Source organism: Duganella sp. SG902, assembly GCF_013376005.1.
GTDB lineage: Bacteria > Pseudomonadota > Gammaproteobacteria > Burkholderiales > Burkholderiaceae_D > Rugamonas.
On sequence record NZ_JABMJK010000011.1, the window covers coordinates 14,168 to 31,015 of the forward strand.

General features: G+C 63.9%; 2 protein-coding genes. Both read right to left on the reverse strand.

Annotated features, from left to right (window positions below; translation table 11 throughout):
* Positions 1-7 precede the first annotated feature (7 nt).
* Positions 8-14,959 carry a hemagglutinin repeat-containing protein gene (locus FHW83_RS21415; protein WP_176648389.1) on the reverse strand — a complete coding sequence of 4,984 codons (14,952 nt, stop codon included), beginning with the start codon at positions 14,957-14,959 and terminating at the stop codon, positions 8-10.
* Positions 14,960-15,000: 41 nt separating this feature from the next.
* Complete coding sequence (locus tag FHW83_RS21420) at positions 15,001-16,695, reverse strand: ShlB/FhaC/HecB family hemolysin secretion/activation protein (protein WP_176648390.1); 1,695 nt, start codon at positions 16,693-16,695, stop codon at positions 15,001-15,003.
* Between the last annotated feature and the right edge of the window lie 153 nt (positions 16,696-16,848).

The following is a 16,848-nucleotide window of genomic DNA, read 5'->3' on the forward strand; positions in this document are numbered from 1 at the left end:
ACCCTCCTTATTTCTTAACTTTTACCACAACACGGCTATTTTTCTTCCAGGCGGCAAGAAAATCTCGAGCCGAAATTCCGTAGGCCCCCTGAAGAGGATCTCTGATATTAACGATACCATCTTTTATTCCGTCAACCACCACAGCATGGCCGTTTACATTGACAATTGCAGGTCCTTCACTTGCAACTACGTCTCGCAAAGTAGTTAAGCTCATACTATCTCGACTAAATACCGCTGTAAGTCCTCCATTTTCCGTTATAGCTAATGCTCCTGGGATATCGCGGAAAGAAGCTCCTTGACCAGAAATCCAATTCAAATCTGCGCGTAAATACGCTTCCGGGACGTCAATACCAAAGTCACTGATGACCATTCTACAGGCTGCCGGAACACAAGAGTCAGGCATAGCTTGCGATATTACTTTTCCATCAGGAGAATAATCGTATCGCTTAATTTCAAGACCGAATCCGACCTTATTGATGTCTGCAAGATTTCCCGCGAGCTCTGCGACAACATCAGGACTGGCACCCTTGATTTTACTCGCCAGTGCACGAGATAACTGTTCAGCCGAATCGATAGCCAAACCAGCGGCTTTAGCTCCGACCGCAGACATAGCGAAATCCACCAGCGCTCCACCGAACATTTTCCCAGACGATTCACCAAGCGCTGCACTATCCCTTTGTAGCCAATCAATGTACAAGGCAATTGCGGCATCTTGAGCTTGTCCCTTAAGTGACGCTGCTAACTTGGTCATCGTCGCTTTGGGATCAGCCACCATAACATTTACAGCATCGACCAATTTTGAGTAGGTTTCTTTATCCAGTAATGACGCGTATCCCTCCAATGAGGTCATGACACCTTGTGGCACTCCCGAACCGAAGCCCTTAGCCGTATTGGCTGTAAACGTTGCGGCGCCACTCCATCCCATGTCAGTAAACGAAATCGCTGCCTGCGCCGCGTAGAGATTTCGCGTTTGAGGGTCGGTGATTGCTTGAACTGCCAGATAATTCCCGTTTGAGAATTGTGCTTTCGTAGAGGTGAAAGCAGCCTGCTTGCCATCTGCAGTGGTGAAGGTCAAACCTGCCACTTTGGCTTGATTTTGCAAATAGGCCCCGGCCTCCTTTAACCGCTCAACCTCCTCCGGTGTGTAGGTAGCATATGCTTTCTGCCAATCAGCATCATTCGCAAACAAAGCACCACGCGTAAGTTCAAGTTCGGCTTGCTCAGGCGAAATGCCTTTTAAGATCGCATAGTCCTTAACTTTACTTTTAATAAAACTAGCCTCCTGGGGATGCAATTGACGGTTATTAGTATCTGTGGCCAAGGCGGCGGCACCGCCTTCAACGCCTCCAACAATAGCTCCCATCGTCAGTGAAGTCGTCTCAGCCAACCCTTGAGCGAACATTTTGGCCACTTCAGGACTCAAACCTTGTTCGACCAAGGCGGCCTCAGTCATCGACTGCAATTTATTCAGATATTCAGCCGAGCCAGCGACAGTTGCAGCACCGACCGCGCCACCGATACCCCCGGTTAAAGCGCCGCTGATGGTGTGGAGTGCCACGCGATATTCGCCACCCTCGTCCCATTTCGCAATTTCCGCCTCGCTGGCATTTGCCTTTTTCAGCTCATCCATCTGTTTCTGCGCAAAATCAGCAATCGCCTTCGGTGCCTGCTTGCTGAACTCCTGGGTGATGGCGATCTGGGCGTCGATTTCTTTCTGCAGTTGCTGCGCATCCCAGCCTTTGGCCAAGGCGCCGGCATCCGCCGTCTCGGTCGTGAGGTCGCGGTTGATTGTGGACAGCACGGTTGCTGCGTCTGTACCGGTCGCCAATTGCTTGGTCGGGTCGGTGATGACGATCAGGCCGCCACTGATACCGCTGACGGTCGTGCTGCTCTGGCTACCGTTTTCGGAACCAAAGCCTGCGCTGGCTCCCGGCTTACTGGCGGCCGTTGCAGCCGTCTTCTGGTCGTCAGTCAATTTCTTTTCCGGAGGCGGGATCTGATCGCCCAACTTGCCGCTGACCGAGGCGGACAAGGAGTAGCCGCTGGCACTGTACTCGTCCTTGTTTTGTAAATCGCTCGACGTCAGGCTACCCGTCATCAGCAGGTTGCTGCCCTGGTCCACCGCGACCTGGCTGCTGCTTAGCACGCCGCCCTTCAGGTCGGTATTGCCAACCACGGTGACCTGGAAGCCACCATCGCCAGCCTTGATGCCGCTTTGCTCCAGCACCGACAGAAAATCACCGTTGACGTTCGACTTGCCGACGCTGATGCCTACCGTGCTCGTGCCGTAGCAGAACGGCGGAATGCACAGGCTTGCGTTGAAGCCCGAGCTGCTTTGTTTGCTGTCGAACTTGCTGCTGTCCTGCAGGCTTTCGATATTCAGGTTGCCGCCGACTTGCGCCACCACGCTGTCGCTGGCAATCACACCGCCTTTCAGTGTAGTATCGCCGCCGCTGGTCACGCTGACGTTGCCGCCAGCGGTCACATGGGTATTTGTATAGCTGATATCGTCGCCGTCCGCGTTTCCGCGTGCCCGGCTGGCGGCCAGGTCAATGGTAAAGCCATTGGAGGTTCCACCGATGCCAAAACCGATGCCGATGCTCGTGCCACTGGAGCTGTTGGTGCTGTGCTGGCTTGCGGTATTCTGCGCGGCGAGCAAGTTCACATCGTTATCGGCCTTCAGCACAACGTTACCGCCAGCAGAAATATCGCTGCCGATCGCAGTTAGATTGCTATCCTTACCTGCACCGGTCGCGACAATGCTGACGTTGCCGCCGGCCGCCACCGTGGAACCGACTGCGGTCTCGCTGGTGGTCACAACCTTGTTATCGCTCTTGGAGTTGCCCAGGCTGATGCTGACTTGCAGGCCGGTCTTTTGCAACGCTTCAACCGAGGTAGGCATGCTGCTTACCGTGCCAGCCGCGTTCAGCGCAGCCAATGCCTGCATGCGACTGTCGCTGGTGTTGCTCGCGGCATTGGCCATGTTGGCCAGGCTCTGGATCTGACCCACCACAGGCGCCGTAATCGTGCCGCCGATTGCCGTCTTGTTGAAGGTCGAGTGATCCGTGCTGTTGGTGATATTCATGGCGCTGTTGATCAGCACGTCTTGCGCCACAATCGAGATATCGCCGGATGGCGCCTTGACGTCGCTGGAAGTCTGGGTGTACTGCTCGCCAGCTTTCAGCGTGACGTTGCCGCCCAAACTGGCGATCTGGCTGCCGACTTGAGTGACGCTGTCCTGCGTGCCATCGTTAGTGGTTTTCATGGAGCCAATCGCCACTTGGAAGCCGGAACCGATCGAGCCAGATTTCTTGTAGCTGCTGGACGAGTCCCCAGTAAAGCTGTTCTCTGCACTGACGATGCTCAGGTCACGCTTGGCATCAATGGTGATATTTTCGTCCGCCACCACCGTGCTGCCTTTGATGACGGTGTCGCGGCCGCTGGTGGCGCTGACGCTGCCACCACTCAGCACGCTGCCGACTTGGGTAACGGTGTCGCCATTGTTGGCATTGGCGCTCTCGGTCTTGCTGTAGCCTATGCCCTGCTTGAAGTCGAGCGAGAAGCCGCTCTTCTGGTGCTCTTCACTGTGCTGCTCGGTGTTGGTCTGCGCGGCGCTCGACACCAGCAGGTCGCGGCCGGCGTTCAGCGTCAGGGCGTTGTCCGCCGCCAGCTGGCTGCCGGTTACGACGATGTCGTTGCCGGCTTTTACCGACACGGCGTCGCCGCTCACACTGCTGCCCACCACGGCGCTGGTGCTGCTGAAGTCCGCCGTGGTGTCGCTGCTTTTCTTGAGGAAGCCACTCGACTCGCGATGATGGTCGATATCGGACAAATGCGTTTCCTGCACCTGCGTGATGCTAACGTCGCCGGTAGCGCTCAACTGCACCGCCCCGCCGCCAGCAAGCGTGCTGCCCGCAATCGCCAGGTTGCCGGTGTTGGTCAGGCCGGCGCCTACCGTCAAGTTGCCGCCTGCGGCGATGCTGGAACTCACCACTGTCTGGTTTTCCAGGACCTGCTTGTCATAGGACTTGCCTGGCTCGGTTTCCTGCGAGGTCTTGACTTCATTGACCACCGCCGTAATCGCGATATCGCGGCCGGCCAGCACGGAGGCGTTGCCGCCGGCCGAAACCTGGGTGCCGCTCAGTTTCAGGTCTTGTCCTGCCGCCAGCGACAGGTCGCCGCCGGTCGTGATCTGGCCGACTTTGTAGGTGGTGCTGCTGTCTTTCTCCGTGGTGCCGGCCAATTGCGATGCATAGTTGCTGCCGGTTTGCAGCGCGTAGAAGCTGATGTCGCGTCCCGCGCCGATGCTGGCGCTGGCGGCGGTGATGGTGCCGCCGGTGTCCACCACGTCGCGGCCGGCGCTGATGGTCAGCGCGCCGCCGGCGTTGATGCTGGCCTGGTTGGACAGCGAGGTGTAGCTGCCGTTGTTGCTGGCGTTGACGTATTCCTGCTTCACCGTCAGCGATTGGTTGATGACGTCGCCGCCAGCCTTCAGCACCATCTCGCCGCCGCTGATGGCGCCGCCTTTGTTGAGGATGTCCTGCCCCGCCACCAGCACGGTGCGGCCGTTGCCGCCATCGATCAGGCCGCCGCGGTTGACGATGCTGTCGGCGGTGCGGATGTCCACGCCGGCGCCGGTGACCAGCGCGCCGCTCGGTTTGACCGCATCGTGGCCCGCATGCGCGAGATACACTTTCGGCACCAGCACTCGTTCCACCGTGCCGTCCGGCAGACTGACGGTTTCGCTTTCCATCCACACGATGTCGCTGGTCAGGTGGGCGACCTGGTCGGCCGTGAGGGCGATGCCGGGACGCAGGTTGTATTCCTCGGCAAAGCTGATGCCACTGTTCAACAATTCCTTGTAGCGGCTATCGTCGCTCAGACCGTCGCTTGGCGCGCGGCCGGTCAGTCCGATCAACTGGTCACGCACCATGCGCTGCTCGTAGAAACCGTCACCCAGGCGTTTCTGGGTGGCGGCGGGATCCATGTTGAGCGCGCTCAACAGGTAGTCGCTGCTGATCCATTCGCCGTGGTTGGCGAACTGGGAGCGCGTCTCGAACAGATAGCTGCCGCTGCTGTCCGGGTTGATGGTGGACAGGCCGTTCGGCGCCACCTTGACGGCATTGGCGTTGCCGCCGACTTGCGAAGCGCCCTGGGTCTGGCTGGCGCCGCCGCTGGTGCTGATGTCGCCCAGCGCGCCACTGTGGGCGCCGCTGCCGCCGGCCGCGCCTCTGACGCTGGCGCGGCTGATGCGGTTGCTGCCACCGGTGTCGTCGACTCCGCTGGCGCTGTTCTGCAGGCCGCTACCGTTGGTGTCCAAGATGGCTTGGGCATCGTTGCCGGTGCCGCCACCGCTGACCAGCGTGGCTTGCGCCGCCTGGTTGAGGCGGCCGCTGCCGCTGGCCTGGCCGTCGAGCGCCGCGGTGTTGCTGCCGCCAGTGCCGCTGGCCACGCCGGCGGCGCTGCTGTTGTTGCCGATGGCGCTGCCGTTGATCCGGCCGGTGGTGGCGCCGCCGCTGGCGCTGTGGCCGCTGGCGACGCTGACGCCGGTCGCGGTGTTGTTGCCGGTGGCGACGACATTGACGCTGTCGCGGATGTTGCCGGCCGTGCCGGCGGTGACGTCGACGTTGGCGAAGCTGCGGCCGCTGATGGAAACGCCTTGGCCGCCGGAGATGGTGCCGGCGGCGCTGCCGATCACTTCGGTCAGCGTCGGCGCGGTGTAGGGTGTGACCACACCTTTGTCCGAGGTCCAGGTGCCGTCGAAGGTGTGGGTACGGTAGAGCGTCGCGCCTTCGTTGGTAATGGCGGCGCCGCCGTCGATGCTGAGGCCGCCGGTGGCCATGATGTTGCCGTACTGATTGGTCAATGCCTGGCCAACGGTCAGGTACATATTGCCGCCGGAAAGAATCTGCGCCTCGGCACCGGATCCCGGAGCGATCTGGTCTTCCACCGCCGTGTGATGGGCCAGGCGGGATTGCTCCATGTCGTAGCCACCGCCAGTTGAGCGCGACTGGTCACGCCGGAATACGCCCGTCGGATCAACCCAACCTGGGTCGGTGATGAAACGTATGCAGTTCGTGCTGCAGCTACCGTAGCTGCTGGAGTAATCGGGTGCCGGATTGATCCAGTTGGTGACGTATTCCAGATAGAGACCATCCGGCGTTGCGGTCGAGCCGCCCTGGTCAGGATTCGTCTGATGGTCAGCGACGAAGTAATACAGCACGCGCGTGCCTTCGCTCACATTGATGCGCAAGCGCGATCCGTAGGCGTTGTACAAGCCGGTGGACGCCCAGAAGAACGCCGAGTCATTCGCGTGGGTGCGGATGACTGCCCTCCCGTACGTGGTGCCGTCGGGCGCAACCAGCGTTTCATTTTCCAGGATGTCGTCAGGATTCACATAGTAGACCTCGTGGGGGTAGTAATTCGCGGCACTGGTTTCATAGGAGTTGTGATTGTCGCCGTGGTTGTACCAGCTCGGCTTCAGCATCAATTTTGTTTCATCCACCGTCTCCACCTTCGCCAGCGTCACATTCTCGCGGATGTTATTCAGCGTGCCGGTATTCATGCCGAGGTCGCCGCTGGCTTCGATGGTCGAGGAGATGTTGTTGACGACGCCCGTCGCGCCGCCGTCGGCGGCCGAGATCGACAGCGAACCGGCGCTGTAGATGGTGGCGCCGCCGGTATTGTTCACCGTGCCCGCCACGCCCAGCGCGATCGAATTGGTCGCGCCCAGCAAGGTGCTGGCGCCGGTGTTGTTGAGGTTTTGCGCGACCAGCACCACGTCGCCGCCGACGATGGCGTTGCTGTTGTCGACCGTGCCGCCGCTGCTCAGGTTCAGCCGGCCTTCGCCGTTGATTTCGCCGGCATTGGTCAGATCGCCCGCCGCACGCATCGACACGCCCTGTCCCTGAATCACCGCCCCGGCATTGTTGACCACCTTATTGCCGCTCAGGCTCAGGTTGCGCACCGCTTCAAAGGTGGCGTTATTGGTGATGTTGCCGCTGACCGTCAGGCTGAGGTCGCGATTGGAATGGAATTGCTGCGTGCCGTTGTTCTGCGTGTAATCGCCCTCCATCGTCAGCGACAAGTCGCGCCCGCCCTGCATCTCGCCGCTGCCTTGCAGCGTACGGGTGGCAATCGCCAGGTCGCGGCCCGTGGTGATATGGCCGGCGTCGTTGCTGAGCGCCTCGGTAGCGAGGCTCAGGTCGCCCTCGGTGCCAATGGCGGTACCCATCTGGCCGCCGTTGTTGTTGACGGTCTTGGCGTTGATCAGCGCGTTGCCGGCGGCGACGATGGAGCCGCTGTTGTTCAGCGTGGCCGCCACCTGGTTGAAGGTCAGCGTGCCGCCGCTGTTGATCTTGCCCTGATTATCGAGCTGCTGCGTCACCTGCAATTCCATGTTCAGGCCGGAGGCGATATTGCCGCCCGCCCCGCTTTGCAAGGTGGTCGCCTTGATCAGCAGGTTACCGTTGCCGCCGATGATGCCGTTGTTGCCGATGGTGCCCTGGCTGGTCACACTCAAGTCGCCACTGCCGATGTTGACGATGCGGCCGATGCCGTTGTCGATGGACAGCGCTTCCAGCGTCAGGTTGGCAGCCGCACCGGCCGCTTCGATGGCGCCGCCATCGTTGGCCAGCGCGCCCGTCGCTTTCAGCACCAGGTCGCCCACCGACTGGATCGTGCCTTGCACGTTATTGACGGCGCCGGCAATCGTCAGCGTGCCCTTGCCGTCCGACAGGATCTGGCCCTGCACGTTGCTCAGGCTGTTGGTGGTCACGCTCAGGTCGGCCGCACCGCCCTTGGCGGTGGCGATCTGGCCGTGATCGTTGACCACGCTTTTCGCCACCACGGTGAGCGTGCCGCCGGCCACTATCTGGCCGTCATTGGTCAGATCCGCAGCGGACTGGTTGAAGTTCAGCTTGCCCGTGCTGGTGATGGCCGCATGGTTGTCCAGCTGTCCGGTGATGCCCAGCTCCATGTCGCCACCCGCGCCGATGGCACCGCCGCTGTTGTTGACCAGCGTTTGCGCCAGCAGTTCGAGCTTGCCGTTGCCGGCCAGCGTGCCGCTGTTGACGATGTTGCTGTCGGCGTGCACCGTGGTGTCGCCGCTGCCGACGTTGACGATGCGTCCGCCGCTGCTGTCCACCGAGGCGGCGCGGATATCCAGCGTGCTGGATGCGCCGCCGGCTTCGATGGCGCCGCCGCTGTTGTTCAGCGCACCACCAGCCTGCACGGTCATGTCCCGCCCGGATTGTAGCGTGCCGTTGCTGTTGTTGAGGCCGGCGTCGCTGGTGAAGCTGGCTTCGCCGCTGGCGAGGATCTTGCCGCTGCGGTTGCTGATGCTGCCGCTCTCCACCGTAATATCGGCGCCCGAGCCGGCGGCGGTGGCGATCTGGCCGCCATCGTTGTTGAAGCTGGCGGCGCGGAATACCGCTGCGCTGCCGGAAATCAGCTGGCCGCTGTTGCTGAAGCTGGCGCCGGCCTGCGTGAAGTTGAGCGTGCCCGCGCTGCTGATGGTGCCGGCGTTTTGCATCTGCTGCGTCACGCCCAGTTCCAGATTGCCGCCCGAGGCCAGCGTGCCGCCGGCCTTGTTCTGCACCGTCAAGGCCAAGAGGTAAAGGTCGCCATTCCCGGCCATCATGCCGCTGTTGATCAGGCTGGTCTGGCTGGTGATGAAAGTATCGCCGCCGCCGACGTTGACGATACGGCCGCTGCTGCTGTCGATGGAGCGGGCTTGCACACTCATCGCGCTGCCGGCGGACGCGGTCTCGATCACGCCGCTGACGTTGGTGAGGGCGCCGCCCGCGTTCAGTTGCATGTCCTGTCCGGCTTGCAGCGTGCCCAGGCTGTTGTCGAATGCGCCAGAGGCCGACAGCACGGCATCGCCGCTGGCCAGTACGCGGCCGCCGCGGTTGCTCAGGCTGGCGCTTTCAATGACGACATCGGCGCCCGATCCGCCGAGGGTGGCGATCTGGCCGCCATCGTTGTTCAGGCTGCCCGCATGGATGGTGGCCTGGCCGGCCGAGGCGATACTGCCGTTGTTGCTGACCTGCGCCGTGGTTTGCAGGAAGTCCAGCGCGCCGCCGCTTTGGATGGCGCCGTGGTTTTCCAGGCGCTGGCTGAGCGACAAGGCCATCGGCCGGCCGGACTGGATCAAGCCGCCGGCATTGTTCCGCAGGCTTTGCGCGGTGAGCGCCAGGGCGCCGTTGCCGGCGATCGTGCCGCTGCTGGTGATGCCGGCCTGCGCCGTCACGCCGGTGCTGGCGGCGCCGACGTTGACGATGCGGCCGCTGCCGTTGTCGATCGCACCGGCTTGCACCTCCAACGCGCTGGCGGCGGCGACGGCCTCGATCACGCCGGCGTTATTGCTCAGCAAGCCGCCGGCGTCCAGTTGCAGGTCGCGGGCCGCCTGAATCAGGCCTTGGGCGTTGTCGAGCGCACCGGCCACCTGAACGATGGCGTCGCCGCTGGCCTGCACGCTACCGCCGCGGTTGCGCATGCTGTCGCCGGTGATGGCGATGGCGGAATCCGAACCCGGCAAGGTGGCAATGATGCCGCCATCGTTGTTCAAGGCGCCAGCCCGTATCGTCGCCAGGCCGGCGGACACCATCCGGCCACCGTTGTTGACGATGGCGGTGGACTGGGTGAAGGTCAGCGCGCCGGCGCTGTTGATGGCGCCGGCATTGTCGAGTTGCAGCGTCACGCCCAGCGTCATGGCCTGGGCCGAGGTGACGCTGCCGCCCACCATGTTGCGCAGCGAGGCGGATGTCAGGTCGAGCGCGCCATTGCCCGCGATGACGCCGCTGTTCAGCACCGCATCCTGTGCGCTGATGCGGGTGGCGCTGCTGCCGATATTGACGATGCGGCCAGCCGTGTTGTCGATGGCTCCGGCATCCAATTGCAAGGTACTGTCCGTGCCGACAGCTTCGATCACGCCGCTGTTGTTATAGAGCGCGCCGCCTGCGCTGAGGCGCACGTCTTTCTGCGCCTGGACCGTGCCGCCGCTGTTGTCGGCCGCATCCGCCGCGCGGATCGCAGCGCTGCCGTCAGCCAGGATCACGCCGCCGCGATTGCTCAGGTTTTGGCTGTCGATCACGATATCGCCGCCACTGCCCTTGAGAGTCGCCAACTGGCCGCCGTTGTTGTCGAACAGACCCGCCGCGATGGTCGCCCTGCCGCCCGAGACGATGCCGCCGCCGTTGTGCACCGCCACCGTGGCCAGCGTGAAATCCAGCGTGCCGACACTGTTGATCATTCCTTGATTAGTCAGTTCGTCGCTCACGCCCAGCGTCAAGCCGGCGCCCGAGGACAGCTTGGCGGCGGCGGTGTTGCGCAGGATTTGCGCGCCGATGTCCAGCTTGCCGTTGCCGGCCACCAGGCCGCCATTCAACAGCAGACCCTCGGCCCCCACCTGCATCACGCCAGTCCCCACATTGACGATGCGGCCGGCGCTGTTGCCGATTGCCGCCGCCTGCAAGTGGAAGGTGCTGTCCGCGCCAATCGCTTCGATCGCGCCGCTGGTATTGTCGAGCGCGCCACCGGCGGCGACGCTCACGCCACCACCGGCCTGGACCAGGCCCTGCGCATTGTTCACCGCGCCGGTGACGTTAAAGATGGCGTTGCGGTCCGCCTGTATCACGCCGGAGCGGTTGCTGATGCTGCCGGCGGTGATGCCGACATCGGCCTGCGACTGCTTCAGCGTGACGATCTGGCCGCCATCGTTGTTCAGCACCCCGGCGGCCAGCTGCATCCTGCCGCCCGCGACGATTTGCGCCGCATTGATCAGGGTGGCGGTGGCCAGCGTGGAGCTCATGCCGCCGGTGCTGCTGATGACACCGTGGTTACTCAGCGTGCCGCGCACGCCAAGGCGCATGTCGGCGCCGGACGCGATGGTTGCGCCAGCCGTGTTGTTCACCGTGAGCGCGCTCACCGCCAGATTGCCATTGGCGCCGATCACGCCGCCGTTCTGGATGTAGCTGCCGGAACTGATGCTGGTCTCGCCGCTGCCGGCGTTGACGATGCGGCCGCCGGTATTCTCGATCGCGCCCGCCCGCACCTGCATGCCACTGACGCTGCCCAGGGCTTCGACCACGCCGCCGCGGTTGTCGAGCAGGCCGCCCACGCTCAGTTGTTGCGTGCCGCGCGATTGCAGCACGCCGGCGCGATTGTCCAGGGTCCCGCTGGCGGCGAGGTCGGCGGCGCCGTCCGACTGGATGCGGCCACGCTGATTGTCCAGGTCGTGGCTGCGTATCGTCAGCTTGGCGCCCGATGCGGTCACGGTGGCAATCCGGCCGTCGCTGTTGCTCAACTGGCCGGCATCCAGCAGCATGTCGCCTTGGGAAATAATGTCGCCGGCATTGGTGAGTTGCTGCGTGCTCTTGGTGGAGGCCAGCGTGCCGCCGCTCTGGATCGCGCCGTCATTTCGCAGCTGGCTGGCGATGGCCAGCTTCATGTCGCCGCTGGACGTCACGCTGCCGTCCAGTGTGTTCGTCACGCTGTCGGCGCCCAGTTCCAGCGCGCCGTTGCCGGCGATCACACCGCTGTTGTAGATGCTGGTGTCGGCGCCGATATGCGTCGCGCCCGCGCCCACATTGGTGATGCGCCCCGCCGTGTTGTCGATCGCCTGGGCCTGCAGCCTCATGACACTGGCCGGCCCCAGGCTTTCGACCACGCCGGCGTTGTTGTCCAGCTGGCCCGCGGCCGCGAGGTTCAGGTCGCCGCCAGCGCGTATCAGGCCGTTGCGGTTGGCGGCCTGGCCGTCCAGGCGCAGGTCGACATCGCCACTGGCGACGATGCTGCCGCCGTCGTTGACCAGATCGACGGCCTGCAGCTCGACACGGGCGCCGGAACTGCCGGTGGTCGCAATCCGTCCGGGATTGTGGATGTTCAGGGCCAGCACGCTGATATCGCCGGCGGCGAAGATGTCGCCCTTGTTGCCGATCTCGGCAGCGGCGCCGTCGATCCGCAGCATGCCAGCGCTGCTGATGTCGCCGGTGTTGTCCAGCAGCTGCGCCACTGTCAACGTCATATGGCTGCCGCTGGCGATCGTACCCGGATTGAACACGCTGGCCGCTCGCAGGCTCAGTTGACCGTTGCCGGCGATGATGCCGCCGTTGTGCACCGTCGAGATCGCGCGGATCAGGCTGGCGCCGGCGCCGGTGTTGACGATGCTGCCGTCGCTGTTCTCGATCGTGTCGGCGACCATGCTCAGCTTGCTGCCGCCACCGGTGGTCTCAATCACGCCGGAGGTGTTCGCCAAGGTTTGCGCGACGGCGATGACGCCGTCGCCGTCGCCGTGGATCACGCCGTAGCTATTGTTGAGGCCAGCCTTGCGCGCATTCAATTTGAAGTCGCGGTCGGCGATCATCTGACCGCTGGTGTTGTCAATCTCCTGCGCGCTCAATGCCAGGTTGCCGCCGGACCCGGCGGCGGTGCCGATCTGGCCGCCGCTGTTGTTGGCGTGCAGGATGTCGATGTTGATATTGCCGCCGGCGGCGATCTGGCCGGCGTTGTTCAGGCTGGCACCGACCTGGGCGAAGTTGAGGCCGCCGCCACTGCTGATGGCGCCCGGATTGTCCAGTTGCCGGCTCACGCCCAGTTCCAGCGCGCCACCGGCTTGCACTGTGGCGCCGGCCAGGTTTTGCATGGTTTGCGCGTCGATGGCCAGCGCGCCATTGGCGCCGATGGCGCCGGTATTCAGCAGGTTGGTGTCGCTGCGCACGGTGCTGGCGCCGCTACCGGCATTGGCGATACGGCCCGCGCTGTTGTCGATAGCGCTGGCATGGATCTGCATCGCCCCGGTGGCCTGGGTCGCCTCCAGCGTACCCGCTTGATTGTCGAGTTTTCCGGTGGCGCTCAGTATCAAGCTGGTGGCGCCCTGGATGTAGCCGGTGTGGTTGCCGACCGCGCCGGCGGCGCTGATGGTGTTGCTGCCGGCGGAAACAATCTTGCCGCCGTCATTGGCGATGGCGCCGCTGGCCAGCGACAGGTTCCGGCCAGTGGAGAGGATGCCGCTGGCGTTGTCGAAATCCCGCGACTGGCCGTCGAAGCTGCCGCCGACGAGCAGCTTGCCGCTGTTGTTGTCGAAGGCGCCGGTACGCAGGGTGAAATCCTGCAGCACGCTGATCTGCCCGGCGCGATTGCTGAAGGGGCCGCCGTTGATGGTCAGCGAGGACAGATTGAGCTGGCCACCTGTGTTGTCCAGTGTATGCACGTTGAGGCCGATCGCGCCGCCCGACATGATCTGGCCCCCATCGTTATTGACGGCGCCGGCGACGTGGAGATAGCCGGCCGGAATGGGAACCGGCAAGGTGCCGCTCGTACCCGTGCCGCCGTCACCCGCTCCGGGGCCGCCGCCAGCGCCGCCCGCAGCCGGTCCCGGGTCGTCGCCCGTTGCGGCGCCGCCACCGGAGCCATCGCCGCCGGCGCTGCCGCCGTTACCACCAACGCCGGCGCCGGCACCGCCGTCGCCAGCAGCGGCGGCTGGCGTCGCGCCGACCTGCCCGCCATGGGTATTCACCAAGGCATCGGCGGCGATGTCCAGCAACGCCGCTCCGCTCTGCACGATCTTGCCGGAGCGGTTGTCCAGCGTCCCGCCCGCGCTGTCGATCGCCAGGCTCTGCGCCTGAATCACGCCGTGCCGGTTATCAATATTCCCTTGCGCCACGATGCCGGCGCGGCCGCCACTGCTGATCATGCCGCTGTTGGCCAGGCTGGCCGCAGCCAGCTGCAAGCCGGCTTCCCCATTCAGGGTACCGCTGCTGCTCAACGCATCCGGCGTGCGCATCTCCAGCGCTCCGGTCGCGTACACCGTGCCGCTGTTGTCGACCGCCGCACCGGCCTGCACCGATACCGCGGCCTCGCCGTAGATGCTGCCGCTATTGCCGATGCCGCCCTGTGCCTTCAACGTCAACGCCTTGTTGGCCGCGATTGCGCCGCTGTTTTCAAGCCGGCCCTCGGCAGTCACCACCAGTTCGCCCGCGGACGCGCCAAGCGTGCCGGCGTTGCGCACGCCCACACCGGCTTCCGTGCCGACCAGCGTGATCTTGTTCGCGTACATGCCGCCCAGCAGCGCGGTGTCGATGCCGTAGCGCGGTGCGGCGCCCTGCCCGGCGATCGGGGCCAGCGTGCCGCCGGCGCCGGACTGTTCGTCCGCCAGCCTGACCTGGTTGGCGCCTGCCTGCACCTCCAGCTGCTGCGCCCACAGGCCGGCGTTCAGCTGCACCGAGCGCGCTATCAGTGCCGTATAGTCGACCTGGCGCGCATCCAGCCCCGCGCCGTCCACGCTGATCGCGCCGCGCTGCACCGTGTATCCGGTCAGCGCACCGTCCGCGTTCAACACCGGCGCGCCGGTGGTCAGCGTGGCCCGGCTGACGTTGATGAAACCACCGCCATCCACCGCGATCCCGGCCGCGTTGGCGATCACCACTTCCGCCTTCGCCCCCGCCACCTCGATATAGCCGCGCAACTGGCTCGGATTGTTCGAGTTCACCTCGTTCAGGATGACCTTGGCCGTGCCCTGCGCCATCCATGGGTTGGCGTCGACCCAGCCGCCAAGCTGTGTTTGCACGGCGGTGCGCGAGTTGTTCAGGATCGCGCCGCTCCGCGGCACGTCGAAACGGTTGTAGACGTTGCGCGACACGCCGGCCGCGCTCGGCGTCTGCACGTTCACCTGGAGCACGCCGTTGGCGGCGTTCAGCACGGTCGCCTGCTGGCGGCCGGACGCGTTCGGATCCGCGACAATCTGCGCCGCCGCCACGCCGGCAATCGCGAACGTCAGCCCGAACGCCGACGCCACCCACCACGCCATATTCCGTACCCGCCCCGTCCCCGCGCCGGTATCCGGCGCGGTGGTCGACGCGTTTCCACCTGCCTTGCCATGGCTGCGGGCGATTTCCTGCACCGCCATCATCAGGCCACGGGATTTATTGAAGACGACGCGATAGCAAAGCTTGTTCATGTTCGATCCTTACGCCGGCGGGGTCGGGGCCGGCCTGCAAATTAATACTGATAGTTCAGGCTGAAACCGGCGCTATGGCGGGCGCTCCGGAAATGCTCGGGCTTGCGTATCGGCCGCCCGGAGAAAATATCGAGCTGCACGCCGGCCAGTTGGCCGCGCCAGCCGATGGCGCCGCCCATCAGGCTGTCGCCCGCCAGCAGCGCCGCATGCGGACCGGATACGCGGCCATAGTCGAGGCCCACATACAGTTGGCCGGCGGCGCCGGCCGCCCAGGCCAGCTCGTTGCGCAGCAACCAACCGCGCTCGGCGGAGAGGCTGGCCTCGCCGTCAAAGCCGCGCACGGTGTAACGGCCACCAATGGCGAAGCGGTCTTGCGGTATCAGCAGCGAGTTACTGGCCTGTCCGCGCAGGCTGGCCTGATATTGGAGTTGCGTCGCGCGCAATTTGAACGGCAGCGTCAGCGACACGTCGAGGTTGACCAGCGCTGGACGCGACGTACCATCGTTGAATTCCTCTTCCGGTGCCGGCAGGGTGCCGAAAAAACGCATGCCGCGCTTATAGGCCAGCGTCCCCTCCAGGATGGCGTCGCCGGCAAACTCCTTGTGCGCGAGGCTGAACTCGAGGCCGCTCATCTGACGGCGCTGCACCTCGACCTCGGTGTCGTCGATGTAGTTGTTGCTGCGGCGCTGGTACAGGCGCAGCGCCGCCGTCGTCTTGCGCGCGGCGTCGCGGTACACCACGCGCGCCACCTTGAGTTCGACGTTGGCGCTGGTGCCGCTGTAGATGTAGTTCTGGTTGGCGCCAGCAATACTCTGGTAGTAGCGGTAGCGGCTGGCGTTCAGGGCATACAGCCAGTAACCGGCTGGCATCGAATAATGCAGCGCATAGTTACGGGTGCCGTGTTCGCCACGCGCGTCGCCAACCGGCAGGTCGCGGTTGGCGCTGAAATAAAACAACTCGTGCCAACCCAGCAGGTTGTCCAGCGAGACTGTGGCGCCGCCCTGGTATTTGCCGGTTGAAGCGCTGCCGCTGTCGTCCGCCGACAGGCTCAGGCGCACAGGGCGCGACTGCCGCCACTTGATCAGCAGGTCGCTCTCGCCCGGCTGCTCGCCCGGCACGATCTCAATGTCGGCCTCGGCGGTCGGTACGCGCTTGAGGTTTTCCAGCGCCTGCTCGATGTCGCGCAAATTGAGGATGTCGCCGGGGCGAGCCGGCACCGCGTTGCGCCAGGAAGGGCCGCTCTCGTCCGCCGGCGCCGCAAAGCGCACCGCGCGCACACGCCCCGGCACCAGCAGCAGCGCCAGGTGGCCGGTGGTCAGGTCTTGCGGCGCGGCCAGCACGCGGGTGGTGACATAACCGGCGCCCACCAGCGCGTTCTGCACCTTGGCCAGGATAGCGTTGATGCCAGCGCTGCCCAGGCATAAGCCGATGGCCCCGTCCGCCGCCTTGAGCGCCCACGCGAATTGCGCGGCGCCATCACCATTCAGGGCGATATGACGTATCGGGAAACAAGGCTGCTCGTTGGCGGGGTAAGCGCCGGCGTCCGCCGCCGGTGCGCGCGGCAGGCGCACGTCGGGCCGCTGCTCTTCAGCTTTGTCGCTTAACGCCTTTTCACGTTGCTGCTGCCGCTGCAGTTGTTGAGCAGCGAACTCAGCCTGGTTTTGCGCCTGCGCGCTCGCGCCGAGCAGGCTGAAAGCCGCCGCCAGATTGACGAGCAGCACGAATTGCGGTTGCATTGATTGCCTTATGGAAACTATTTTTGCGGATTATATCCACGTAGTTCCCTTGCGGCAATATATTATTTAATTAAAAATTCTATTTATTTGAAGTATTTTAGTTCAGTATATTTTTTATTAATTCTCACTAATTCTCACATTTATACGTAATAA

What these genes read in the sequence shown, in the direction of transcription:
- FHW83_RS21420 (WP_176648390.1), bottom strand. Translation starts at nt 16,695, where the DNA reads ATGCAACCGCAATTCGTGCTGCTCGTCAATCTGGCGGCGGCTTTCAGC.
- FHW83_RS21415 (WP_176648389.1), bottom strand. Translation starts at nt 14,959, where the DNA reads ATGAACAAGCTTTGCTATCGCGTCGTCTTCAATAAATCCCGTGGCCTG.